At 64.2% G+C, this 24,980-nt stretch carries 22 protein-coding genes; 7 read left to right on the top strand and 15 right to left on the bottom strand.

Annotated features, from left to right (window positions below; all coding sequences use genetic code 11):
- Positions 1-8 precede the first annotated feature (8 nt).
- A complete protein-coding gene (locus tag IVA79_RS20700) occupies positions 9-1,016 on the bottom strand; it encodes an aldo/keto reductase (RefSeq protein WP_247556105.1) in 1,008 nt (335 codons plus the stop codon).
- Between the two features lie 115 nt (positions 1,017-1,131).
- Between IVA79_RS20700 and IVA79_RS20695 the strand changes: the two genes are divergently transcribed.
- Positions 1,132-2,043, top strand: coding sequence for a LysR family transcriptional regulator (locus IVA79_RS20695; protein ID WP_247556103.1), 912 nt, complete (start codon positions 1,132-1,134; stop codon positions 2,041-2,043).
- Here the strand turns inward: IVA79_RS20695 and IVA79_RS20690 are convergent.
- Entirely contained in the window at positions 2,040-3,041 is a 1,002-nt protein-coding gene (locus tag IVA79_RS20690) for a D-glycerate dehydrogenase (protein ID WP_247314488.1), read from the bottom strand. The two genes, IVA79_RS20695 and IVA79_RS20690, sit on opposite strands and share 4 nt — an antisense overlap.
- 323 nt (positions 3,042-3,364) lie before the next feature.
- On the opposite strand from IVA79_RS20690, the gene IVA79_RS20685 reads away from it, so the two are divergent.
- Positions 3,365-3,895 carry an SH3 domain-containing protein gene (locus IVA79_RS20685; protein WP_247556100.1) on the top strand — a complete coding sequence of 177 codons (531 nt, stop codon included), beginning with the start codon at positions 3,365-3,367 and terminating at the stop codon, positions 3,893-3,895.
- Positions 3,896-3,989: 94 nt separating this feature from the next.
- Here the strand turns inward: IVA79_RS20685 and irrA are convergent, their stop codons facing one another.
- On the bottom strand, positions 3,990-4,481 hold the full coding sequence (gene irrA / locus IVA79_RS20680; RefSeq protein ID WP_008131763.1) for an iron response transcriptional regulator IrrA: 492 nt from the start codon (positions 4,479-4,481) through the stop codon (positions 3,990-3,992).
- Positions 4,482-4,833: 352 nt separating this feature from the next.
- Between irrA and fabA the strand changes: the two genes are divergently transcribed.
- From fabA to fabI, 3 genes are all read left to right on the top strand, one after another.
- Entirely contained in the window at positions 4,834-5,355 is a 522-nt protein-coding gene (gene fabA, locus IVA79_RS20675; protein WP_247556098.1) for a bifunctional 3-hydroxydecanoyl-ACP dehydratase/trans-2-decenoyl-ACP isomerase, read from the top strand.
- Between the two features lie 54 nt (positions 5,356-5,409).
- Positions 5,410-6,633: a beta-ketoacyl-ACP synthase I gene (fabB, locus tag IVA79_RS20670; RefSeq protein WP_247556096.1), complete on the top strand. Its 1,224-nt coding sequence runs from the start codon at positions 5,410-5,412 to the stop codon at positions 6,631-6,633.
- 159 nt (positions 6,634-6,792) lie between these two features.
- Positions 6,793-7,590, top strand: coding sequence for an enoyl-ACP reductase FabI (gene fabI, locus IVA79_RS20665; RefSeq protein ID WP_247556541.1), 798 nt, complete (start codon positions 6,793-6,795; stop codon positions 7,588-7,590).
- Between the two features lie 108 nt (positions 7,591-7,698).
- Here the strand turns inward: fabI and IVA79_RS20660 are convergent, their stop codons facing one another.
- The 4 genes from IVA79_RS20660 to IVA79_RS20645 all read right to left on the bottom strand — a co-directional run bounded on the left by IVA79_RS20660 (position 7,699) and on the right by IVA79_RS20645 (position 10,628).
- Positions 7,699-8,295, bottom strand: coding sequence for a glutathione S-transferase family protein (locus tag IVA79_RS20660; protein ID WP_247556094.1), 597 nt, complete (start codon positions 8,293-8,295; stop codon positions 7,699-7,701).
- A 10-nt stretch (positions 8,296-8,305) separates the two neighbouring features.
- Complete coding sequence (locus tag IVA79_RS20655; RefSeq protein WP_247556092.1) at positions 8,306-9,145, bottom strand: hypothetical protein; 840 nt, start codon at positions 9,143-9,145, stop codon at positions 8,306-8,308.
- A gap of 84 nt (positions 9,146-9,229) precedes the next feature.
- On the bottom strand, positions 9,230-9,694 hold the full coding sequence (locus IVA79_RS20650) for a GNAT family N-acetyltransferase (RefSeq protein ID WP_247556090.1): 465 nt from the start codon (positions 9,692-9,694) through the stop codon (positions 9,230-9,232).
- 7 nt (positions 9,695-9,701) lie between these two features.
- A complete protein-coding gene (locus IVA79_RS20645; RefSeq protein WP_247556088.1) occupies positions 9,702-10,628 on the bottom strand; it encodes a hydrogen peroxide-inducible genes activator in 927 nt (308 codons plus the stop codon).
- Positions 10,629-10,742: 114 nt separating this feature from the next.
- On the opposite strand from IVA79_RS20645, the gene katG reads away from it, so the two are divergent.
- Positions 10,743-12,908, top strand: a complete 2,166-nt coding sequence (gene katG, locus IVA79_RS20640) for a catalase/peroxidase HPI (RefSeq protein WP_247556086.1) — start codon at positions 10,743-10,745, stop codon at positions 12,906-12,908.
- A gap of 76 nt (positions 12,909-12,984) precedes the next feature.
- Here katG and pnp read toward each other — a convergent pair whose 3' ends face one another.
- The 8 genes from pnp to rimP form a co-directional block, all read right to left on the bottom strand.
- On the bottom strand, positions 12,985-15,147 hold the full coding sequence (gene pnp / locus IVA79_RS20635; RefSeq protein WP_247556085.1) for a polyribonucleotide nucleotidyltransferase: 2,163 nt from the start codon (positions 15,145-15,147) through the stop codon (positions 12,985-12,987).
- A 377-nt stretch (positions 15,148-15,524) separates the two neighbouring features.
- Positions 15,525-15,794 (bottom strand): 30S ribosomal protein S15, encoded by a 270-nt coding sequence (gene rpsO, locus IVA79_RS20630; protein ID WP_008131787.1) that lies wholly within the window; start codon positions 15,792-15,794, stop codon positions 15,525-15,527.
- 2 nt (positions 15,795-15,796) lie between these two features.
- Positions 15,797-16,912: a tRNA pseudouridine(55) synthase TruB gene (gene truB / locus IVA79_RS20625; protein ID WP_247556082.1), complete on the bottom strand. Its 1,116-nt coding sequence runs from the start codon at positions 16,910-16,912 to the stop codon at positions 15,797-15,799.
- Positions 16,909-17,355: a 30S ribosome-binding factor RbfA gene (gene rbfA, locus IVA79_RS20620; protein ID WP_247556079.1), complete on the bottom strand. Its 447-nt coding sequence runs from the start codon at positions 17,353-17,355 to the stop codon at positions 16,909-16,911. The genes truB and rbfA overlap by 4 nt, the downstream gene beginning before the upstream one ends.
- A gap of 153 nt (positions 17,356-17,508) precedes the next feature.
- Complete coding sequence (gene infB, locus IVA79_RS20615) at positions 17,509-20,208, bottom strand: translation initiation factor IF-2 (RefSeq protein WP_247556076.1); 2,700 nt, start codon at positions 20,206-20,208, stop codon at positions 17,509-17,511.
- Positions 20,209-20,278: 70 nt separating this feature from the next.
- Positions 20,279-20,962 (bottom strand): RNA-binding protein, encoded by a 684-nt coding sequence (locus IVA79_RS20610; RefSeq protein ID WP_247556073.1) that lies wholly within the window; start codon positions 20,960-20,962, stop codon positions 20,279-20,281.
- Positions 20,963-21,039: 77 nt separating this feature from the next.
- Positions 21,040-22,650, bottom strand: coding sequence for a transcription termination factor NusA (gene nusA / locus IVA79_RS20605; protein ID WP_247556070.1), 1,611 nt, complete (start codon positions 22,648-22,650; stop codon positions 21,040-21,042).
- A 2-nt stretch (positions 22,651-22,652) separates the two neighbouring features.
- Complete coding sequence (gene rimP / locus IVA79_RS20600; RefSeq protein WP_247556068.1) at positions 22,653-23,408, bottom strand: ribosome maturation factor RimP; 756 nt, start codon at positions 23,406-23,408, stop codon at positions 22,653-22,655.
- A 371-nt stretch (positions 23,409-23,779) separates the two neighbouring features.
- On the opposite strand from rimP, the gene IVA79_RS20595 reads away from it, so the two are divergent.
- Positions 23,780-24,862 carry a DUF2336 domain-containing protein gene (locus IVA79_RS20595; protein ID WP_247556066.1) on the top strand — a complete coding sequence of 361 codons (1,083 nt, stop codon included), beginning with the start codon at positions 23,780-23,782 and terminating at the stop codon, positions 24,860-24,862.
- Positions 24,863-24,980: the final 118 nt, after the last annotated feature.

Genomic DNA, 24,980 nt, shown 5'->3' with positions numbered 1-24,980 from the left:
TGCCGCGGTTACGCCGTGGCCGGTTTCTCGCTGTCGAGATGCGCCATCTGCTCGGCGGCGTAGCGCGTGCCGGAAGCGACATCCGGCGGGAAGGCTTTTGCCAGCGCAGCGAGATGAGCCGGTGTCAGCGTGAACCTGGTCGCGCCGAGCGATTCGGTGAGACGATTGCGAGTTCTCGCGCCGACCAGCGGCACGATCTCCTTGCCCTGCGCCGCCACCCAGGCGATCGCAACTTGCGCCGGCGTCGCGCCGACATCGTTTGCAATCGTGCGCAGCGATTCGACGAGCGCGAGATTGGCATCGAGGTTCGCGCCCTGGAAACGCGGCGTCATCAGCCGGTAATCCTTGCCGGCCTTGCCGCTGTCCCTGGTCCAATGGCCGCTGATCAAGCCGCGCGCGAGCACGCCATAAGCCGTGATGCCGATGCCGAGCTCGCGGCAGGTCTTGAGGATATCGCGTTCGATGCCGCGCTCGATCAGCGAATATTCGATCTGGAGATCGGCGATCGGATGCACGGCGTGTGCGCGGCGGATGGTGTCGGAGCCGACCTCGGACAGGCCGATATGCCTGATGTAGCCGGCCTTCACGAGATCGGCGAGGCCGCCGATGGTCTCCTCGATGGGAACGTTGGGGTCGAGCCGCGCGGGGCGATAGATGTCGACATAGTCGGTGCCAAGGCGTTGCAATGAATAGGCGAGGAAGTTTTTGGTCGCGGCCGGCCTCGTGTCCATCCCAGCGAACTCGCCGGCGGGACCACGCAGCGCGCCGTACTTGACGCTGATCTGCACCTTGTCGCGCGAGATATCCTTCAGCGCCTCGCAAACCAGCATCTCGTTGTGACCCATCGCGTAGAAGTCGCCGGTGTCGAGCAAGGTAATGCCGGCATCGATCGCCGCCTGCACGGTGGCGATGGCCTCGCCGCGATCGGCGGAGCCATAGATATCCGACATGCCCATGCAGCCGAGCCCGAGGGCCGAGACGGTGGGACCGGTTGAACCAAGTTTGCGCTGTTCCATGATGGCTCTCCTCGAAAGGCGGCTGACTGCGCCGCGTGATGAGGCCAGATATGCGCCCGCTTGATTGCGCCGATAAGCTGGACAATATGGAATAGCTTGTTCACATTAGAGGACAATGGCCGAGCCCGATTTGCGCGATCTCGATGTCTTCGTGGCAATTGCCCGCAACCGCAATTTCCGGCGTGCCGCGATTGAAATTCGTGTGTCCGTGTCGAGCCTTAGCCAACGGCTGCGGGACCTGGAGGAGCGCCTCGGCGTCCGCCTGATGAACCGCACCACCCGCAGCGTCGCCCTGACCGAGGCGGGCGAACTGCTGCTGTCGCGGGTGGCGCCGGCGCTGCGCGATGTCGGCGATGCGCTCGATCAGGTCCGGGGCCTGCGCGAGGTCGCCTCGGGCCGCCTGCGCATCAATGCGCCGCCGCCGGCAGTCGATCTCGTGCTGGCGCCGATGGTCGGGCCGTTTCTTAACGCCTATCCGCAGGTCGATCTCGACATCGTCTCGGAAAGCGGCTTCGTCGACATCGTCAGCGCCGGTTACGATGCCGGTGTGCGCTACGGCGAGCATCTCGCGCAGGACATGGTGGCGATCCCGCTGAGCGGCCCGCAGAGCTACGTCGTCGTCGCATCGCCTGCCTACCTTGCGCGCCGCGGCAGGCCGAAACATCCGAAGGATCTGCTCGAGCACGATTGCATCCGCGCGCGGTATTCCAGCGGCGTCATGCACGATCTGGAGTTCGAGAAAGCCGGCCAGGTCGTGAAGGTCGATCCACCCGCAAAACTGATCTCGACCAACATGAACCTTGCGATGCGCGCCGCGCTCGACGGCGCCGGCATCTGGACGACGCTCGATGGCTATGTCGGCGATGCCCTGAACTCCGGCGCGCTGGTCAGCTTGATGGCGGATTGGTGCGAGCCGTTTCCCGGCCCGTTCCTGTACTACCCGAGCCGGCGGCAAACGCCGCCCGCGCTGCGTGCCTTCGTCGATTTCGCAGCAGACTGGCGCAGGCGCGGAACGGACAAATCCTAGAGCATGCTCGGCAGCACGCGGTCCGGCGGCTTGTGGGCGTCGAGGAAGGTGCGGATGTTGATGATCACCTTCTCGCCCATCTCGACGCGGCCTTCGATCGTGGCCGAGCCCATATGCGGCAGCAGCGTCACCTTGCCGGCCTTGGCGAGCCGCACCAGCTTTGGATTGACCGCGGGCTCGTGCTCGTAGACGTCGAGCCCGGCGCCGCCGATCTCGCCGCCTTCGATCAGCTTGATCAACGTGTCCTCGTCGGTGACCTCGCCGCGCGCGGTGTTGACGATATAGGCGTCTTTCCGGATCAGCTTCAGCCGCCGCGCCGAGAGCAAATGATAGGTCGCCGGCGTATGCGGACAATTCACCGAGATGATGTCCATTCGCGCCAGCATCTGGTCGAGGCTTTCCCAATAGGTCGCGCCAAGCTCTTCGGCGATCTTCGGGGCTACGGGACGGCGGTTGTGATAGTGGATCTGCAGGCCGAAGGCGCGGGCGCGGCGCGCGACCGCCTGACCGATGCGGCCCATGCCGATGATACCGAGCCGTTTTCCCCCGATGCGATGGCCGAGCATCCAGGTCGGCGACCAGCCAGGCCAGGGTTTTCCTTCGGTCAGGATCGAGGCGCCTTCGATCATTCGCCTGGGCACGGCGAGGATCAGCGCCATGGTCATGTCGGCGGTATCCTCGGTCAGAACTTTCGGCGTGTTGGTGACGGTGATGCCGCGGGCGTGCGCGGCTTCGACATCGATATTGTCGACGCCATTGCCGAAATTGGCGATCAGGCGCAGCTTGCAGTCGGGCTGGTTGACGATGTCGGCGCTGATGTGGTCGGTGACGGTCGGAACCAGCACGTCGGCGGTGCGCGCGGCTTCCGCGATCTGTTCGGCGGACATCGGGGTGTCCTCGAGATTGATCCGCGCGTCGAACAATTCGCGCATCCGCGTCTCGATCGAATCCGGCAGCTTGCGCGTCACCACGACGAGGGGCTTTTTCTTCACCGACATGTCCTGCTCTCATGAGGCGTCGCAGGCCGCCTCTGTCGCCAAAGGCTGGTCGTTGAGGCCTCATTAACCCGGTTGTTCGACACTGCCCTTGCCGTGTCCGTCCCCGGCGTTTCCTCCAAGCTCTCCCGAGATTTCCGGCCGGATAATCGGGGCAAACTGGTTGTTCAAGTGCCCGTCCTCTCTAGCAGAAGGCCGGGCCAAGACAAGAACCACGGGCCGGCTTGGGGAACCCCGCGTGGGGCGGGTCGGGATCGATGCGGCAGGGTTTTGGAATTTTGGGGTGAGGGTCCGGCAAGGCCGGGTCCTCGACAGGAGACGGGTTGATGGCGTTGGGGCGTTTTTGTTCGGTGATGGCGCTCGTTTGCACCTGGTTGAGCGCTTCGGTCGGCCCCTCGCACTCGGCCAAGGAGACCACGCCCCAGACCGCCAGCGGCCTGCCGGTGCCGCGTTACGTCAGCCTCAAATCGGATCACGTCAATGTTCGCGCCGGCCCGACCAAGGACAATGACGTGGCCTGGGTCTATACCCGTGCCGGCCTGCCGGTCGAAATCACCGCCGAGTTCGAGAATTGGCGCCGGGTGCGCGATTCCGAGGGCGCCGAGGGCTGGGTCTATCACTCGCTGCTGTCGGGCCGCCGCACTGCGGTGGTGACCATGAAGCACAAGGACGATCTTGCCCCGATCTACGATCGTGCCGATCTCGACAGCGCGGTTGCAGCAAAGCTCCAGGCGGGCGTCGTCACGCAGGTGAAGAAGTGCACTGCAAACTGGTGCCGCGTCACCGGCAATGGCTTTGACGGCTGGATCCAGCAGGAGCGCCTCTGGGGCGTGTACTCGGACGAGCAGGTCAACTGACGCCGACAGGCGTCATCCCGGAATGACAGCGTAAAAACGATAATGGCCGGGACAAGCCCGGCCATGACGACGAATTCAGTAGTTTAGATCGATCTCAGCGCTTCTTGCGCAGGCGCACCACCATGTCGATGCGCGCGATCTCGTAACCCTCCGGCACCTCCGGCATCTTGGACAGCGCCAGATGCGGATCCTCGATGTCGACCAGCTCATGGCTGTTCTCGAGATAGTAGTGATGGTGGGTGGTGACGTTGGTGTCGAAATAGGTCTTGGTGCCGTCGACGCTGACCTGGCGGAGCAGGCCCGCATCGGTGAGCTGGTTCAGCGTGTTGTAGACGGTCGCCAACGACACCGGGACCTTGGCCAGTGTCGCTTCCTCGTAGAGCATTTCAGCCGTGAGGTGGCGAGCACCCTTGCCGAACAACAGCCAGCCGAGCGCCATGCGCTGGCGCGTCGGGCGAAGCCCGGCGGATTGGAGCATTTCGTTGACGTCGTGCCAGGGGCAGCCGGTCAAAGCCGGCTGGCGGCCGGACAAGAGGGCCGCGGCGTGAACGTCGTCATCGTGATGGGGCGCGGTATTCTCGCTCATTTCCACATTTCGGCACGCGTGAACAATATCTCTTTGCAATATAAGGAGCGAAAGATGCAGATGCAAGTTTCTCGCAACTAGAGAGGTTCTAATCAGACTTGGAACCGGGCTCGGATCGCGTCATTTTACCTTCATGGATGCGCTTTGCCACCCGAAATGGCCTGTGTTAGAGAGCGCGCGGTTCCGCTTAGCCGATTTTGGCGCAGCCGGGCATGGAGGCCCGGCCGGCAGTCCATCCGGGGCATGCGGGAGCCGCGCCTGACGGTGGCAATTGGCGTTGCTCTCCGACCGAGACGGGGCCCATTTTCGCCAAAAAACGCCGCTCAACCGGAATTCAAACAGAGGCTCGTGCATGCTGAACAGGCGCAACGGTTACGAATACGAAGATCTGCTGGCCTGTGCCCGCGGCGAGATGTTCGGTCCGGGCAATGCCCAGTTGCCGTTGCCGCCGATGCTGATGTTCGATCGCATCACGGAGATCAACGACAATGGCGGGGAGTTCGGCAAGGGCGTGGTGCGCGCCGAACTCGACGTCAAGCCCGACCTCTGGTTCTTCGGCTGCCACTTCAAGAACGATCCGGTGATGCCCGGCTGCCTCGGCCTCGACGCGCTGTGGCAAATGGTCGGGTTTTATCTGGGCTGGACCGGGGGCGAAGGTCGTGGTCGCGCGCTGGGCCTGAACGAGCTGAAGTTCAGCGGCCAGGTGCTGCCCGAGGCGCGCAAGGTTGTGTACAACGTCGACATCAAACGCGTGATGCGTTCAAAGCTGGTGCTCGGGATCGCCGACGGGTGGCTTTCGGTCGACGAGCAGATTATTTATCGCGCCAAGGACCTGAAGGTCGGCCTGTTCAAGCAGGGCACGAGCCTGGGCTGAGCGCATCATCACGAAGAGAACGAGCAAGAAGACAACGAGCAGGGCGAGGCTGTCATGAGGCGGGTTGTGGTCACCGGGATGGGCATCGTCTCGTCGATCGGAAACAACACCCAGGAAGTGCTTGCGAGCCTTCACGAGGCGAAGTCGGGCATTTCTCGGGCGGAGAAATATGCCGAGCTCGGCTTTCGTTCGCAGGTCGCCGGCGCGCCGACGCTCGATCCTGCGACGGTGGTCGACCGTCGCGCCATGCGCTTCCTCGGTCAGGGCGCGGCGTGGAATCATATCGCGATGGAGCAGGCGATTCAGGACTCCGGTCTGTCGCCTGATGAAGTCTCCAATATCCGCACCGGCATCATCATGGGCTCAGGCGGCCCGTCCGCCCGCACCATCGTCGAAGCCGCCGACATCACCCGCACCAAGGGTCCGAAGCGCGTCGGACCGTTTGCTGTGCCGAAGGCGATGTCGTCCACGGCCTCCGCGACGCTTGCGACCTGGTTCAAGATCAAGGGCGTGAACTACTCGATCTCCTCGGCTTGCGCGACGTCGAACCATTGCGTCGGCAATGCCTATGAGACGATTCAGATCGGCAAGCAGGACGTCATCTTCGCCGGTGGCTGCGAAGAATTGGACTGGTCGCTGTCGGTGCTGTTCGACGCCATGGGCGCGATGTCCTCGAAGTACAATGACACGCCTGCCACGGCCTCGCGTCCCTACGACCTCAACCGCGACGGCTTCGTCATCGCCGGCGGCGCCGGCGTGCTGGTGCTGGAAGAGCTCGAGCATGCCAAGGCGCGCGGCGCCCGCATTTACGGCGAGATCGTCGGCTACGGCGCGACTTCGGACGGCTACGACATGGTCGCGCCATCGGGGGAAGGCGCCGAGCGCTGCATGCGCATGGCGATGTCGACGGTGAAGACCAAGGTGGACTACATCAATCCCCACGCGACCTCGACGCCGGCCGGCGATCCCCCGGAGATCGAGGCGCTGCGAAGGGTGTTCGGAAGTGGCGAGAAGTGTCCGCCGATCTCGGCGACCAAGGCGCTGACCGGCCACTCGCTGGGCGCCACCGGCGTGCAGGAGGCGATCTACTCGCTGCTGATGATGAACAACGGCTTCATCTGCGAGAGCGCGCACATCCAGGAGCTCGATCCCGTGTTCGCCGACATGCCGATCGTGCGCAAGCGCATCGACAACATCAAGATCGGCACCGTGCTGTCGAACTCCTTCGGCTTCGGCGGCACGAATGCCACGCTGGTGTTCAGCCGGCTGGATGCGTAACGCCATTGGCGGACTGTTGATTTTCTCGTCATGACCGGGCGAAAGCGCGAAGCGCGTCTTCGCGCTAGACGTCCCGGCCATCCACGTATTGGCCCCGGGGTTGGAAGTGCTGATGCCCGGGACAAACCGGGCGTGACGAAAACGGAAGGTAGTGGCGAGATGGAAGGTTTGATGAAAGGGAAGCGCGGTCTGATCATGGGCATCGCCAATGATCATTCGATCGCCTGGGGCATGGCGAAGACGCTGCATGCCCACGGTGCGGAGCTTGCCTTCACCTTCCAGGGCGAGGCTCTCGGCAAGCGCGTCAAGCCGCTGGCCGAGCAACTCGGGGTCGATCTGGTGCTGCCTTGCGATGTCGAGGACATCGCCAGCGTCGATGCGACCTTCGATGTGCTGCGCGAAAAGTGGGGCAAGCTCGACTTCGTGATCCACGCCATCGGCTTTGCCGACAAGAACGAGCTGAAGGGCCGCTACGCCGACACCAGCCGCGAGAACTTTTCGCGCACCATGGTGATCTCCTGCTTCTCGTTCACGGAAATCGCAAAGCGCGCCGCCGAGCTGATGACGGAGGGCGGCAGCATGATCACGCTGACCTTCGGCGCCTCGGAACGCGCGATGCCGAACTACAATGTGATGGGGGTGGCCAAGGCGGCGCTGGAAGCCTCGGTGCGCTATCTCGCCTCCGATTTCGGACCGCGCGGCATCCGCGTCAACGCGATCTCCGCAGGGCCCATCCGCACGCTCGCCGGCTCCGGCATCGGCGAGGCGCGCGCGATGTTCGCCTTCATGCAAAAACATGCGCCGCTCCGCCGCGGCGTCACGCTCGATGAGCTCGGCGGCTCGGCGCTGTATCTGCTGTCGGATCTCTCCGGCGGCGTGACCGGCGAGATCCACTATGTCGATTCCGGCTACAACATCGTCCTGATGCCGAAGCCTGATGATTTGAAGACGGAATAGACCGGGATTCCGTAGGGTGGTTAGCCGAAGGCGTAACCCACCTCTTGTGCTTCAGCGGAGACGAACAGCGGTGGGTTACGCTTCGCTAACACACCCTACGATCTTGCCTCACCCCGCCGCGATCTTCTCCGCACGCTGGAATGCCGGCCGCGCCATGCAGCGCGCGAGATAGGCGTCGAAGGCGGGGCGCGACGGCACCATCTTGAACAGACGCACCGCGAAATTCAGGCCCGAGCCGATCGTGACGTCGGCGGCCGAAAATTCCTCGCCGAGAATCCACGGCCCCTTGGCGAGCGCAGCTTCCAGCACGTCGAACACCTGCGTCGCGCTGCCCCAGGCGGCGGTCGAGGTCGGGATCTCGATCTTGGTGAAGATCTGGATGATGGCGGGCTCGATGCAGCCCGGCGAAAAGAACAGCCATTGCAGATAGCGCCCGCGGCGCGGATCGGTGATCCCCGGCGCAAGCTTGGTCTCGGGATAGCGGTCGGCAATGTAGGCACAGATCGCGGCGGCTTCGCCGAGCGCAACATCGCCGTCGGCGAGCGCCGGCACCTTGCCCATCGGATTGACCTTGAGGAAATCCGGCGCCTTCTGCGCGCCGGTCGAGATGTCGGTCAGCACACGCTCATAGGCAAGGCCGCTCTCCTCCATCAGCCAGAGTGTCGTGAACGAGCGCGAGCGGGGCGACCAATAGAGCTTGATCATGGGGAATCCCTTATTGCTGGAGCAGCCGGGGCAATGTCCGGTCGAGACTTGTCGTCAGCAGCGCACGAACACCGTCGCGCAGCTTCGGGTTGGCTGCCGCCTCGGCTGGCGCGGCCGGGAAAGCGGACTCGTCCAGCTCTCGGTTGGGCCCGCTGATTGGATTGATCCCCAACACGCGTGACACCATCGGTTCGTCATCCAGGCTAGCGGCGCCCTTCTTGATGACCTCGAACGACTGCCCATCGTACACGGTGACGTAGGTCAATGCGAACAGGAACGTACGCCGCTTGATGGGATTGCCCCACTTCACGATACCAAAACCTTCGACGGATTGGTTGGTATTGCTGAAGCCGTTCTGGAATCGCTCCACCAGGACATAGCGCTGACACCGGGAGCTCGCGGCGCTCTGTTGCACGAATTCCTGCCGCTCCGGGTTCCGTCTTAGCATGGGCGATCCCGACTCGGCGGCACGTGTCCAGGCACCGGGCGAATACGCGATGCGCCTGACCGACTTCCCGGACGCGGCGGCACGAACCCGCGATATGATGAGATCGTCAAGCCCCCAACTGTCGACAGGGACGGGCGTGTACTCATTCCCGAACATGGTGAAGCCGACCTGCTGGACGCCAAATCGATTGGCGATCACGGAAAGGAGGCCGATTTCGCATGCTCCCGCATCTGCGGGACTGATCCGCTTCGAATCCGGCGTGGCTTTCGGCACTTGCTTCTTTGCTGGGGACTTTGCAGGAGCCGACGGCGCGGTGGTCGCAGGAGGCGTCTGCGCCGCTGCTGGAGCCAGAAAGGACAGCAGGACGAGCACCGAGGCAGCAGATCGAAACATGGATTCCAAGAGGGATCAGAGGCGAGGGGGCACGGGACGCGCCACACTAGGGTGGGAGTGTGACAACCGCAAGCTGCATCCGGCGTACATCGTCTATCCGGTCGGCCGCTGCTGCTTCCATCGATAATACTTCATCGTGAACCCGTTCGACGGCTCGATCTCTTCCTTCTCGAACACAAAACCTTCGCGCTCGTACCAGAGCCAGGCTTTTTCGTTCTCGCGGACACAACGCAGGGACATCTCGTCAGGCATTTGCGTACGGGTGAAGGCGAGCAATTGCCGGCCGAGCGATTGGCCCTGATAGGCGGGCGCGACGAACAGCATGTCAAGATAGAGTTTTGGCAGATGTAGCGCCAGCATCGCGGCGATGGTGCCGTGATCGTCGGCGACGAACAGGCTCCAGCCGTCCTCGATCTCGCGCCGGATGCGCGCGCGCAGGTTTGCCAGCAGAAAGTCGCTGGCTTCGGCGAGGCCGGTCGAGACCCAGCTCTCCATCCAGACGCGGCCGACCTCGTCGTATTCGTCTGCACGGGCGGGACGGATGACCGGATGCGGCATCGAAAAGCTAAGCTCTTTGGCTGCGCACGGCTTGCCGCGCCCGCACCTTGCCGGCCGACAGGCACACCACCTCGGAGATCTGCAGCAGCTGCCGGGCCAGCGGGCTGGTCTTGCGCCAGACCATGCCGATGGTGCGGGACGGCTGCGGATCGCGGAAGCGCGCGAGCGAGACCGAGGCCGATCGTGTCTCCACCGGAACCGCCATCTCCGGGATCAACGTCACGCCGATGCCGGCGCTGACCATCTGGACCAGCGTCGACAGCGAGTTGGCGTCCAGCATCTCGCGCGGTGGCGCCGACTGCATGTTGCAGAACGACAGCGCCTGGTCGCGGAAGCAGTGGCCCTCCTCGAGCAGCAACAGCCGCATCTCGCGCATCATCTCCCGCGACGGTGCCGGTGTGCCCTCATCCGCGCCCGGCCGGACCAGCAGGAATTTTTCCTCGAACAGGGCGACCTCAGTGAGCGAGGGCTCCGACACCGGCAGCGCGACGATGGCGGTATCGAGCCGTCCCTCCACCAACTCCTGGATCAGCCGCGGCGTCATGGTCTCGCGCACGCGGATATCGAGCTCCGGATGCGTGCGCGTGAGATTCTTGGTGATCGTGGGCAGGAGATAAGGCGCGATCGTCGGGATCATGCCGATGCGTAAGCGGCCGGCGAAGCGATCCTGCGAGGCGCGGGCGAAATCGCCGAGCTCATCGACCGAGCGTAATATGTCGCGGACGCGCTGGGAGAGCTCCTCGCCGAACCGGGTCAGCGCCACCTGCCGCGCGTTGCGCTCTAACAGCAGGCCGCCCAGCGCTTGCTCCAACTCCTTGATCTGCATCGACAAGGCTGGTTGCGAGATGGAGCAGGACTCGGCCGCGCGGCCGAAATGACCATGGCGCGCCAGCGCATCGAAGTACCGGAGCTGGCGCAGGGTCACGTTGATCATCAGAAAATCCTATCGCAGCGATCATTAAAGTCAACTTCCCCTGATCGAACGCGACGCTTAGAGTGGTTCTACCTGGTCAAAGGCGCGAGTTCGACGCCACCAGAGGAGGTATTCATGGACGACACTTCGAAGTGCCCGTTTTCGGGCGGAAAACCCACGCGGGTGAACCGCGACTGGTGGCCGACGCAGCTCAGCATCGAGATGCTGCACAAGAATTCCAGCCTGTCCGATCCGATGGGCAAGGACTTCGACTATGCCAAGGAATTCAAGACGCTCGACCTGAACGCGGTCATCAAGGACCTGACCGCACTGATGACCGACTCGCAGGAATGGTGGCCCGCCGATTTCGGTCACTATGGCGGCCTGATGATCCGCATGGCCTGGCACAGCGCCGGCACTTATCGCATCACCGACGGCCGTGGTGGCGCCGGCGCCGGACAGCAGCGCTTCGCGCCGCTCAACAGCTGGCCCGACAACGCCAATCTCGACAAGGCGCGCCGTCTGCTCTGGCCGATCAAGCAGAAGTATGGCCGCAAGATCTCCTGGGCCGATCTGATGGTGCTCGCCGGCAACGTCGCGCTGGAATCGATGGGCTTCAAGACGTTTGGTTTTGCGGGTGGCCGCGCCGACGTCTGGGAGCCGGAAGAGCTCTATTGGGGTCCCGAGGGCACGTGGCTGGGCGACGAACGCTACAGCGGCGAACGCCAGCTCGCCGAGCCGCTCGGCGCGGTGCAGATGGGTCTCATCTACGTCAATCCGGAAGGCCCGAACGGCAAGCCGGATCCGGTTGCTGCGGCCAAGGACATCCGCGAGACCTTCGCCCGCATGGCGATGAACGACGAGGAAACCGTTGCGCTGATCGCCGGTGGCCATAGCTTCGGCAAGACCCATGGCGCGGGTGATCCCTCGCTGGTCGGACCGGAGCCGGAAGCGGGTGCGCTGGAAGATCAGGGCCTCGGCTGGAAGAGCAAGCACGCGTCGGGCCTGGCGGGCGATTCCATCACCAGCGGCCTCGAGGTGACCTGGACGACGACGCCGACGAAGTGGAGCAACAACTTCTTCGAGAACCTGTTCAAATACGAATGGGAGCTGACCAAGAGCCCGGGCGGTGCGAACCAGTGGACGGCCAAGGGCGCCGACGCGATCATTCCCGACGCCTTCGACAAGTCGAAGAAGCATCGGCCGACCATGCTGACCACCGACCTCTCGCTGCGCTTCGATCCCGCCTATGAAAAGATCTCGCGCCGCTTCCTGGAGAACCCGGCTCTGTTCGCGGACGCCTTTGCCCGCGCCTGGTTCAAGCTCACCCATCGCGACATGGGTCCGATCCAGCGCTATCTCGGCCCGCTGGTGCCGAAGGAGACGTTGATCTGGCAGGATCCGATTCCGGCCGTGAACCACGAGCTGGTCAGCGACCAGGACATCGCTGCGCTGAAGAGCAAGATCATGGCTTCGGGCCTTTCGGTGTCCGAGCTGGTCTCGACCGCCTGGGCGTCGGCCTCGACGTTCCGCGGCTCGGACAAGCGCGGCGGCGCCAACGGCGCGCGCATCCGTCTTGCCCCGCAGAAGGACTGGGAGGTGAACCAGCCGGCTCAGCTCTCCAAGGTGCTCGGCAAGCTCGAAGCGATCCAGAAGGACTTCAACGCGTCGTCAGGCGCGAAGAAGGTCTCGCTGGCCGACCTCATCGTCCTCGGCGGCACCGCTGCGGTCGAGAAGGCCGCCAAGGATGCCGGCGTCGACGTCAAGGTCGGCTTCACGCCGGGCCGCATGGATGCCTCGCAGGAGCAGACCGACGCGGAGTCCTTCGCGCCGCTCGAGCCGCGCGCCGATGGCTTCCGCAACTATGTCGGCAAGAAGCATCAGTTCCTGCAGCAGGAGGAAGCCCTCGTCGATCGCGCGCAGCTTCTGAAGCTCTCGGGACCCGAGCTGACGGTGCTGGTCGGCGGCCTGCGCGTGCTCGGCGCCAACGCGAACGGTTCGAAGCACGGTGTTCTCACCGCGAAGGTGGGCACGCTGAGCAACGACTACTTCGTCAATCTGCTCGACATGAGCACGCAGTGGACGCCTGCGGCTGACGGTACCTACGAGGCCCGCGACCGCAAGACCAACGCGGTGAAGTGGACCGGCACGCGCGCCGATCTGATCTTCGGCGCGCACTCGCAGCTCCGCGCCTTCGCCGAGGTCTATGCGACCTCGGATTCGAAGGAGAAGTTCGTGCAGGACTTCGCCAAGGCCTGGACCAAGGTGATGAACCTGGACCGGTACGACATCGCGGCCTGATCCCTCTCGGCTCAGCAAGCGCCAAACAAAAAGGGCGGCCGAAAGGCCGCCCTTCGTTTTTCTGATGCCGCGAGATTTACTCGCCGGCGGCTTCGCGCGGAGCCTTTTCGCCCTCGCCGCCCTTGTCCTTGCCTTCGAGGTCTTCGCCGGTGGTCTGGTCGACCACCTTCATCGACAGGCGGGTCTTGCCGCGGTCGTCGAAGCCGAGCAGCTTGACCTTGACCTTGTCGCCTTCCTTGACGACGTCGGAGGTCTTCTGCACGCGCGCCGAAGCGAGCTGGCTGATGTGGACGAGCCCGTCCTTGGAGCCGAAGAAGTTCACGAAGGCGCCGAACTCCATCACCTTGACGACGGTGCCGTCATAGATCTGGCCGACTTCCGGATCGGACGCGATCGACTTGATCCACTTGATCGCGGCCTTCATCGCCTCGCCATCGCTGGAGGCGACCTTCACGGTGCCGTCGTCCTCGATGTTGACCTTGGCGCCGGTCTTCTCGACGATCTCGCGGATCACCTTGCCGCCGGTGCCGATCACTTCGCGGATCTTGTCGGTAGCGATCTTGAAGGTCTCGATGCGCGGCGCGTATTCGCCGAGCTCGGCGCGGGCGTTGGTGAGCGCCTTGGCCATCTCGCCGAGGATGTGGATACGTCCATCCTTGGCCTGGGCGAGCGCGACCTTCATGATCTCTTCGGTGATGCCCTCGATCTTGATGTCCATCTGGAGCGAGGTGATGCCCACTTCCGTACCGGCGACCTTGAAGTCCATGTCGCCGAGATGGTCCTCGTCGCCGAGGATGTCCGAGAGAACCGCATAGCGCTTGTCTTCGAGGATCAGGCCCATCGCGATGCCCGCGGTCGGCCGCTTCAGCGGCACGCCGGCATCCATCAGCGCGAGCGAAGCGCCGCAGACCGAAGCCATCGAGGACGAACCATTCGACTCGGTGATCTCCGACACCACGCGCGTGGTGTAGGGGAATTCGTGATGCGGCGGCAGCACCGGGTGGATCGCGCGCCAGGCCAGCTTGCCATGGCCGATCTCGCGGCGCTTGGTGCCGCCGAGGCGACCGGTCTCACCGACCGAGTAGGGAGGGAAGTTGTAGTGCAACAGGAACGTCTCTTTGTACGTTCCCGACAGCGCGTCGATGTACTGCTCGTCCTCGCCGGTGCCGAGCGTGGTCACGACCATCGCCTGGGTCTCGCCGCGGGTGAACAGCGCCGAGCCGTGGGCGCGGGGCAGCACGCCGACTTCGGCGACGATGTTGCGCACCGTCTTGCTGTCGCGGCCGTCGATGCGCTTGCCGGTGTCGAGGATGTTCCAGCGAACGATCTTGGCTTCCAGCTCCTTGAACACGCCGGCGACGCGGAGCTTGTCGTATTTCGGCTCCTCGCCCTCCGGGAAGTAGTGGGCCAGCATCTTCTCCTTGACCTTGCCGACCGCGGCGTAGCGATCCTGCTTGACCGGAATGGCGTAGGCGGCGCGCAGCTCCTGCTCGACGAGGCCGAGCATTTCCATCTCGAGCGCGGAATTGTCGATCACGGTGACTTCGCGCGGCTCCTTGGCGGCCTTCTCGGCGAGCTCGATGATCGCGTTGATCACCGGCTGGAAGTGGCGGTGACCGAACATCACCGCGCCGAGCATGATGTCTTCGTTCAGCTCCTTGGCTTCCGATTCCACCATCAGGACGGCGTCGGCCGTGCCGGCGACGACGAGGTCGAGCTGGGTGTCGACCATTTCGTCGAGCGTCGGGTTGAGGATGAACTCGTCATTGGCGAAGCCGACGCGGGCCGCGCCGATCGGGCCCTTGAACGGTGCGCCGGATAGCGTCAGCGCCGCCGACGAGGCCACCAACGCGACGATGTCAGGGTCGTTTTCCATGTCATGCGAGAGCACGGTGACGATCACCTGGGTCTCGTTGCGCCAGCCGTCGACGAACAGCGGACGGATCGGACGGTCGATCAGGCGGGAGACCAGCGTCTCCTTCTCGGTCGGACGTCCCTCGCGCTTGAAATAGCCGCCGGGAATGCGGCCCGCAGCGTAGGTCTTTTCCTGATAGTCGACGGTCAGCGGCAGGAAGTCGACGCCTTCACGCGGCGCCTTCGCCGCGACGACGGTGGCAAGCACCACGGTCTCGCCATAGGTGGCGACGACGGCGCCGTCGGCCTGGCGGGCGATCTTGCCGGTTTCCAGCTTGAGAGGGCGTCCACCCCAGTCGATCTCGACTGAATGCTTATTGAACATAGAGGTCTTCTTTCATGGTTCTCGAAAGAAGGACGGCTCGCGAAAAACAAAAACCATGCGCAAGATTGCGGGGCGCTGATCAAAGCGGGTGATCAGCGTCCTGCGATCCTGCCATGGTTTCTGGATTTCGGATGGCGTCCATCCTTTCGGGTCATACGGGCGCCTTGCCCGTTGTGCCCAGCCGCCGGATTGCTGCTGGACTTTCAGTCAGCACGAATGCGAACACCGAACCGCGGTCTTTCGCCGATCGTGCCCGGATGCCAGCCGTCAACGGCTCGCATCCGACGTGCGCGCAGCCTCGATCAAAAAGCTTAAAATAGGCGCTCTGGTTCGAAGCCACGTGCGAAAACGCGCGCCGTTGGCGCGCGCAAGAACTGTTAGCGACGAATGTTGTGCTTCTCGAGCAGCGCCTTGTACCGCGCTTCGTCCCGCTTCTTGAGGTAGTCGAGCAGCGAGCGGCGGGTCGAGACCAGCTTCAAGAGGCCGCGACGCGAATGGTTGTCCTTCACGTGGGTCTTGAAATGGTTGGTGAGGTTGTTGATGCGTTCCGACAGGATCGCGACCTGGACCTCGGGCGAGCCGGTGTCGCCGGCCTTGTTGGCATTCGTCTTGATGACTTCCGCTTTGCGTTCTGCGGCAATCGACATCGTCAATTTCTCTCGTTGCGACCGGTTGAGGCAGTCAAGCCGGTCAGGTTGAACACACGCTTGGGGATGATTTCGCCATTGCCGACTTCAGCAAGCGCGAGAAGCCGGCCTGCCACCGTGACATAGACTGTGCCGCTACAAGTGGGCGCATCCCGTCCGCGCAACAAAACGGCCTGGCCCCGATGGAGCCTTGCCGCATCAGCCCGAGTGACGGCCAGTGCCGGGATGTCGTCCAGCGCGGTCTCAACGGGCATAAGCGCGTCGGCGAGGCTACCCTCGCCGGACGCGGCTCTATCGCACAAAGCCTCCAGCTGATCCAGTGGAATCATGTCGTTTTCGCCAAATGGGCCGACCAGGGTCCGCCTGAGTGCGCAGATATGGCCATAAGTGCCGAGAATCCGGCCCATATCGCGGGCCAGCGCGCGGACATAGGTGCCCTTGCCGCACTCGGCCTCGAACACGGCCCGGTCGTTATCCGGTTGATCTAAAAGGGTTAAATGGTGGATCTCGACGGGTCGGGGCGCCAGCTCGACGACCTCGCCGTCGCGGGCGAGGTCGTAGGCGCGCTCGCCCTGGACCTTGATCGCGGAATAGCGCGGCGGGATCTGCTCGATCACCCCGGTGAAGCGGGGCAGGAGGGCCAGGATGGCCTCACGGGTCGGACGCTGGTCCGAGGTCGCGGTCACCCGACCCTCGATGTCGTCGGTATCGCGCTCCTCGCCCCAGCACACCGTGAACTGGTAGCGCTTGCGGCCGTCCATGACGAAGGGAACCGTCTTGGTCGCCTCCCCAAGCGCGATCGGCAGCCCGCCCGAGGCGAGGGGATCGAGCGTGCCGGCGTGTCCGGCGCGCTTGGCGTTGAACAGCCGCTTGAGCACCGCAACCGCCTGCGTCGAGGTCATGCCGATCGGCTTGTCGAGCACGACCCAGCCATGGACGTCGCGCCGGTCGCGGCGAACCTGGTTGCCCTTCTGCTTGGCGCGCGGATCGTTGTTGACGCGGCGCGGCTCCTGATGCGGCTGCGAATCGCCGCCCATGTCCGCAAAATTATTCTTCTGCACCTCGCGCTGATCGGCCTGTTCGCCGCTGATCGTGTCGTGAGCCGGGTCCATCGTCATCGTTCTTCTTCCCGATCCGAATCCGGATCCTGTTCCAAGTCCTGTTCGAGGTCCTTTTGCACCGCAGGTGTTCGCAAAAGCTTCTCGATCCGTTCCGCTTCGTCGAATCGTTCGTCGACGCGGAAGCGAATGTCAGGTGCAAATTTCAGGTTAACGCGCCGGGCGACTTCGCCGCGCAAGAACTTCTTGTTGCGCTCGAGCGCAGCGATGACGATCTCGGTGTCGCGGCCACCGAGCGGCATCACGTAGACTGTGGCGAGCTTCAGGTCGGGCGACATCCGCACCTCCGGCACGGTGATGATGTGACCTTCGAGGTCCGCATCATGCACATTGCCTTGCGCCAGAATATCGGCCATCGCGTGGCGAACCTGCTCGCCGACGCGCAACTGACGTTGCGAGCCTCCGCCTGGTGCGGAACTCTTCTTCTGATGATGGCGTGGCATTCTCGAAAATCACCTCGTCATGCCCGTGTCTGGGACACGGGCATTGTCATTTGTCCTGTTGAAACGAAGAGGGGTGGATGGCCGGAAAAAGCGGCCATCGCACTCCCGCAATTTCAGCTCAAAAAGATCCGGGCGCTTCGGTAAGATTTGGACTTACAGGGAGCGCTGGATCGTCTCCACGCGGTAACACTCGATCACGTCACCAGCGCGCATGTCGTGGTAGTTCTCGAAGGCCATGCCGCATTCCTGACCGGACTGGACTTCCTTCACTTCGTCCTTGAAGCGCTTCAGCGTCGACAGCTTGCCCTCGTGCACGACGACGTTGTCGCGGATCAGGCGCACATTGGCGCCGCGTTCCACGGTGCCGTCGGTGACGCGGCAGCCGGCGACCTTGCCGACCTTGGAGATGTTGAAGATCTCCAGGATCGAGGCGTTGCCCAGCATGGTTTCGCGCAAGGTCGGCGCGAGCAGGCCGCTCATCGCCTTCTTCACGTCGTCCACGAGATCATAGATGATGTTGTAGTAGCGGATCTCGATGCCGTTGCGCTTGGCGGCCGCAGCGGCCTCCTTGTTGGCACGAACCGAGAAGCCGATGATCGCGGCGTTGAAGCCTTCGGCCAGCGTCACGTCCGATTCCGAGATGCCGCCGACGCCGGCATGCAGGATGCGGGCTGCGACTTCGTCGGTGCCGAGCTTCTCCAGCGAGCCGAGGATCGCTTCCAGCGAGCCCTGCACGTCGGCCTTGATGATCAGCGGGAATTCCTTGCGGCCCGCGGTCTTCAATTGCGACATCATCTGCTCGAGCGAGCCGCGCATGCCGGAGATCGAGGCAGCCGCGTTCTCGCGCTTCTGGTGCGCACGATAGCTGGTGACCTGGCGGGCACGGGCTTCGTTCTCGACCACTGCGAGACGATCGCCGGCTTCCGGCGGACCGTTGAAGCCAAGCACTTCGACCGGCACCGAGGGGCCTGCTTCCTGCACCGTCTCGCCCTGATCCGAGATCAGCGCGCGGACGCGGCCCATCTCGGCGCCTGCGACGATGATGTCGCCGACCCGGAGCGTGCCGCGCTGGACCAGAACGGTCGCGACCGGGCCGCGGCCGCGGTCGAGCTTGGCCTCGATCACCGTGCCCTCGGCCGGCCGTTCCGAATTGGTCTTGAGGTCGAGGATATCGGCCTGGAGCGCGATCATCTCGAGCAGCTTGTCGAGATTGGTCTTGTTCTTGGCGGACACTTCGACGTCGACGACATCGCCGCCGAACGATTCGACCTGCACCTCGTGCTGGAGCAGCTCGGTGCGGACGCGCTCGGGCTTGGCGTCGGGCTTGTCGATCTTGTTGATGGCAACGATGATCGGCACCCGCGCAGCCTTGGCGTGGTTGATGGCTTCGACCGTCTGCGGCATCACGCCGTCATCGGCCGCGACCACCAGCACGACGATGTCGGTGACCTTGGCGCCGCGGGCACGCATCGCGGTGAACGCGGCGTGGCCGGGCGTGTCGATGAAGGTGATCTTCTTGCCGCTTTCGGGCGAGACGACCTGATAGGCGCCGATATGCTGCGTGATGCCGCCGGCTTCGCCGGACACCACGTTGGCGTGACGGAGCGCGTCGAGCAGCGAGGTCTTGCCGTGGTCGACGTGGCCCATCACTGTCACGACAGGCGAGCGTGTCTCGGTGTCGGTCGAATCGTCGATGGCGTCGAACAGGCCTTCCTCAACGTCGGACGCGGCAACCCGCTTGACGGTGTGGCCGAGCTCTTCGGCGATCAGCTGGGCGGTGTCGGCGTCGATCACGTCGGTGATCTTGTGCATCGCGCCCTGCTTCATCAGCATGCGGATGACGTCGACCGCGCGCTCGGCCATGCGGTTGGCGAGTTCCTGGATCGTGATCGCTTCCGGAATCACCACCTCGCGAATGAGCTTTTCCTTCGGCTCATTCGAGGCATGGCCCTTCAAGCGCTGGGTGCGGCGGCGGAACGAGGCGATCGAACGCTCGCGCACTTCGTCAGCATTGAGTGCGGTCACGACGGTCAGGCGGCCGCGCTCTTTCTGCGGGCCGGGCTTGTGGGTGGGCTTGGGGGCGACCACGGGACGCGCGGCGCCGCCGGGACCACGACGGATCTGGCGCGGACCATCGTCCTCGTCGGGACCCGCTGCCACTGCGGGCGCGCGACCCAAAGGTCCGCCGCCCGGCCGCTGCGTGCTGGTCCCAGGACGCGTCGTCGTCGTTCCCGGGCGGGCCGTCGAAGTTCCAGGTCGCGCGGCGGGCGCTCCCGGCCGCGGCGCAGGAGCGGACGGGGCTGCTGCCGCGGGACGCGGCGCGGATTGCGGCTGCTCGCCTTCGCCAAAGCGCTTCTTGGCCTCGGTCTCGGCCTTGCGCTTGGCCTCGTCCTCGTGACGGTGGCGCTCTTCCTCGGCCTTGCGGCGAGATTCGGCGGCTTCGCGCTCGGCGCGTTCGGCGGCCTCGCGGACAGCGCGACGCTGGGCCTCTTCCTCGGCCTGGCGGCGCTCTTCGACTTCGCGCACCTTGGCATCGGCCAGCGCGCTGGCACGGGCGGAGCGTTCGTCCTCGGTCAGCGTGCGCAGCACCACGCCGGAGCCGGCGTTGCGCGGCGGCGCAGGGCGCGAAGGGGCGGGCGCGGGCGCGACCGGAGCGGGCTTCACCACCTCGGCAGCCTGCGGCTCAGGCGTGCCGTCGATGCGGCGCTTGCCGCGCTTCTCGACCACGACCGACTTGCTGCGGCCATGGCTGAAGCTCTGGCGCACAGTGCCCGTTTCGACGCGCGGCTTGAGCGATAGCGTTTTGCTCGGAACGCTCAGCTTCTTGTCGCCAGGGGTCTTGGTATCAACCATTCAGCAGTCCTAATCCTGATTTATCAGTGTTGTGCGTTGCCGCACCGTCCAATTGGGTCGTCGTTGTCTCTCAGAAATCCTGGCCGTGCTTTTCGGCAGTCTTGTCATCGTCCGCCATCCGGTATCGGACCAGCATCTGGCTACGTGACAGGAATGACTTGCTCGCCGGGCCCGCGAGCACGGCAGCATGTATCACATTTGACCGGGTCAGTGCCAAATCCAATTCTACCGATTTCAGTGCGGTAACGACGGGAATCTGCGGCTTGGCGCCGCGATTCCCGGCATTTTGACGCGCCAGCATGTCCAATTTGCGGATTCCGTCCGCGGCCCCGTCGCTGGCGTGGATCAGGACCTCGACCGTGCCTTCCCCTAGGGCGCTTTCGACCTTGCCGAAACCGGCCACGACCTGGCCGGCCTTGGCGGCGATCCCAAGGGCTTCCGTCACGCTCCGAACCAGGAGCGCCTCGATGTCGGCAGGAAGCGTCTGAGGGATGCGCAGCTCGCGCTTGAAGGCCTTGCTAAATTGGTGACGCCGTACGGCTTCCGCAACCACCCCGCGGGAGGCTGTGAGCCACATGCCCCGTCCGGGCAATTTGCGCTTGAGATCTGGAACCACGTCGCCTTGCGGCGAAATGACGAAGCGGATCAGCTCGTCGATCGGCCGGACCTGCCGACTGACCGCGCACATCCGCATGGTCGCGGACCTTTCGGTCCGCGGTCCATGGTCAAGTTCGCTGTCAATACTGGCGAGCATCCGGGCGACATCCTCCTTCGCCTTCTAAGTCGCGTGTTCTTTACGCAAAACCGGTCTCCACTTTTGCGGAACGCGCGTTAAGCCGGCTGATCTTCGGTCGCTTCAGCCTCTTCGGCCGGCTTGGCGAGATCGGCCTCGGTGATCCAGCCGGCCTTGACGCGGGCCTGCATGATCATCGCTTCGGCGTCGTCACGGGAGATATCGATGCCGTCGAGGGCGCCCGGGAATTTGGTCTGCTCGCCGCCTTCCTTGCGCTCGGTCCAGCCGACCAGATCGTCGGTGGCGCAGCCTGCGAGGTCCTCGACCGTCTTGATGTCGTTCTCGCCGAACTTCACCAGCATCTTGGAGGTGACGCCGGGCACGTCCTTGACGGCGTCCTCGACACCCAGTTCCTTGCGCCTGGCCTCGATCTCGGCTTCCTGCTGCTCGAGATATTCGCGGGCGCGGCTCTGGAGCTCCTGCGCGGTCTCCTCGTCGAAGCCCTCGATGCCGGCGAGTTCCTTGAGGTCCACCATGGCGAGTTCCTCGACCGAGGTGAAGCCTTCGGACGCCAAGAGCTGGCCGACCACTTCGTCGACGTTGAGCGATTCCATGAAGACGCGGGTGGAGTTCTCGAAGTCGGCCTGGCGGCGCTCCGATTCCTCCTGCTCGGTCAGGATGTCGATGTCCCAGCCGGTGAGCTGCGAGGCCAGACGCACGTTCTGGCCACGGCGGCCGATCGCCAACGAGAGCTGGTTGTTGGTATCGGGCACGACGACCTCGATGCGCTCGCGGTCTTCGTCGATGACGACCTTGGACACTTCGGCCGGCGCCAGCGCGTTGACCACGAAGGTCGCGATGTCGGGCGACCAGGGAATGATGTCGATCTTCTCGCCTTGCAATTCGTTCACCACCGCCTGCACGCGCGAGCCGCGCATGCCGACGCAGGCGCCGACCGGATCGACCGAGGAATCGCGGGAAATCACGCCGATTTTCGCGCGCGAGCCCGGATCGCGGGCGACCGCCTTGATCTCGACGATGCCGTCATAGATTTCCGGCACTTCCTGCGCGAACAGCTTCGCCATGAATTGCGGATGGGTGCGGGAGAGGAAGATCTGCGGGCCTCTCGTCTCGCGGCGGACGTCGAAGATGTAGGCGCGGACACGATCGCCGTTGCGGAACACTTCACGGGGCAGCATCTCGTCGCGGCGGATGATGGCTTCGCCGCGGCCGAGATCGACGATCACGCTGCCATATTCGACGCGCTTGACGACGCCGTTGACGATGTCGCCGATGCGATCCTTGAATTCCTGATATTGCCGGTCGCGCTCGGCCTCGCGCACCTTCTGCACGATGACCTGCTTGGCCGACTGCGCGGCGATACGGCCATATTCCAGCGGCGGCAGGGTGTCGGCGATGGTGTCGCCGACCTGGGCGCCGGGATTGGCGCGCTGCGCGTCGACCAGCGAGATCTGGTTGGAATGGTTTTCGACCTTCTCGACCACCAGCATGTGGCGCGACAGCCGCAGCTCACCCTTCTTCGGGTCGATCTCGGCGTGAACGTCAGTCTCGCTGCCGTAACGTGCGCGCGCGGCCTTGGCGATAGCATCCTCCATCGCCGCGATGACGATGCCGCGGTCGATCGATTTCTCGCGCGCAACTGCGTCGGCGATCTGGAGCAATTCAAGTCGATTGGCACTGACTGCCATGGCTAGTCTCCTTCGTCAGGCTCGATCTCGCCCCGTCGCGTGCGTTCGGCGGCCAGGCGATGCTTCTTCGTATTGGTCGGGGCCGGCTTCTTCTTCGGCCTGGTGTTCTTGGTGGTCTTTTCGCTGATCTTGGCGTGCGGCGCCTGCGGCGGCTCCAGGCCGAGATCCCTGCGCATCTGGCGCTCCTCGGCCTTGCCGCGGCGCATCGATTCCGCAATCAGCTCGTCGGTCAGCACCAGCCGGGCCTCGCCGATATCCTCCATCGTCAGGAGCACATCAATATCATCGCCCGCCTTGACGTCGTCGCGATGCAGATGCACGCGATCGCCTTCGACCGGACCGAGCGTGCCACGGAACCGCTTGCGGCCCTCATGAGCAACCGCCATCTCGATCTTCACCAGATGGCCGGAATAGCGCTCGAAATCGGAACGGCGGACCAGCGGCCGGTCGATCCCCGGCGAGGAGATTTCCAGCCGATAGGCGCGATCGATGGGGTCGGCGACATCGAGCACGGGCGAGAGCGCTCGTGAGATCGCCTCGCAATCTTCGAGCTGCATCGAGCCGTCCGGCCGCTCGGCCATGATCTGCACGGTGCAGCCGGCCTCTCCGGATATGCGGATCCGCACCAGGCGATAGCCCATGCCCTCGAGCACCGGCGCTGCGACCGCGGACACCCGTGCCGCCACGCCCGGCTCGACCACGAGCCTCGGCTCGGCCAGCAATTCGGCATCGGTGGAACCAGGGTTCGGTTCGGTCATATCAGAGGTCAAAGCGCTCGTTGGATAAAGCTTGGGTTAAGGCTTGGTTAAGACTTCAAAGCCCGCTTCGGAACTCTCCCGACACGCGTCGGGCCACATCTTCCGCCAAGCCGCGTTCAGGTAATAAAAAAGAGCGGGTCCTTTCGGGCCCACTCTCACTACGCGGATCGTATGAGAAGATGAATTGGCGCTGATATAGCGCTTTCCATCTCCGCGGACAAGGCCCATCGCGGGTCAAACGAGGCTTTTTGCGCCTGATTCACGGTCCCGGGCCTAACGCTTCTTTCACCTCGGGAGGCTAAATTCCCCGATTGTGGGGCGGCTTGGACCAAGGGCGCACCCGCGGCGTGCCCTCATCGAGTTGCGTTTTCATGACCGTTGCCACGTCGCTCATTCCCGGACTGGACGATATCGTCAAACGCGGCGATCCGCGGCGACGCGGCGAGATCGCGCGTGCCATCTCCGAGCTGTTCTTCCAGGATTCCGCCAATCTTCGTCCCGAGCTCATCGATCTCTTCGACAATCTGCTGATCGATCTCGTGCCGCATGCCGAGCTCGCCTCGCGCGTCGACCTGGCCGAGCGCTTCTCGCATCTGAACAACGCGCCGCCGCATCTGGTCAATCAACTCGCGCGCGAAAACGAGATCATGGTGGCGGCCCCCGTGCTGCGACGCTCACCCGTGCTCGACGATGGCGCTCTGGTCGAGATCGCGCGGCTGAAGGGCCAGGGCCATCTGCTGGCGATGACGGAGCGCCCCGTATTGTCGGCCGAGATCACCGACGTGCTGGTCGAGCGCGGCGATCGCGATGTGGTCCGCCGCGCTGCGGGCAATGCCGGCGCGGTGTTCTCACCGAGCAGCTATTCCGAGATGATCAAGCGCGCCGCGCAGGACGGGGTGCTGACCCTCAAGATCGGACAACGCACCGATCTGTCGGGCGAGCACCTGAAGGAGCTTCTCGACGGGACGCTCGACGTCATCCGCCGGCGCCTCTCCAGCGTGGTCAACCCCGCGCGCCAGGTCGAGATCAAGCGCACGATGGCGGCGATCGAGGAAGCCGCGCTGCCGCCGGGGCCGCGGCGCGATTTCTCCGGTGCACAGCGGACGGTGCTCACCTTGCATCGCGAGGGCCATCTCGGCGAGAGCGCGCTGCTGGGCTTCGCCAAGGCGCACAAATACGAGGAATCGATCGCTTCGCTCTCGGCGATGTCCGGCGTCCGTCTCTCGGTCCTCGACCGCCTGATCGCGGGCGACCGCTACGATCCGATCCTCATTGTCGGCCGCGTGCTGAATCTGGGCTGGCCCACGGTGCGCGCGCTCATTCTGCTCTGGTACGGTCCGCACCGCACGCCTGCTGATGCCGACATCGAGGCCGCGCGCGTGAACTTCACGCGCCTGATGCCGACGACCGCCGAGCGCGTCGTGAATTTCTGGCGCAACCGGGCGACGATCTAGCGTTACTCTCCGTCATTGCGAGCGAAGCGAAGCAATCCAGAAATCTCTCCGCGGAGCCGCTCTGGATTGCTTCGTCGCCAGCGCAAAATTGCTTCGCAATTTTGTCGCGGGCTCCTCG

This window comes from Bradyrhizobium sp. 138, from assembly GCF_023074075.1.
GTDB lineage: Bacteria > Pseudomonadota > Alphaproteobacteria > Rhizobiales > Xanthobacteraceae > Bradyrhizobium.
Note: the sequence above shows the minus strand (reverse complement) of the source record. Positions and strands in the feature narration are given on the sequence as shown.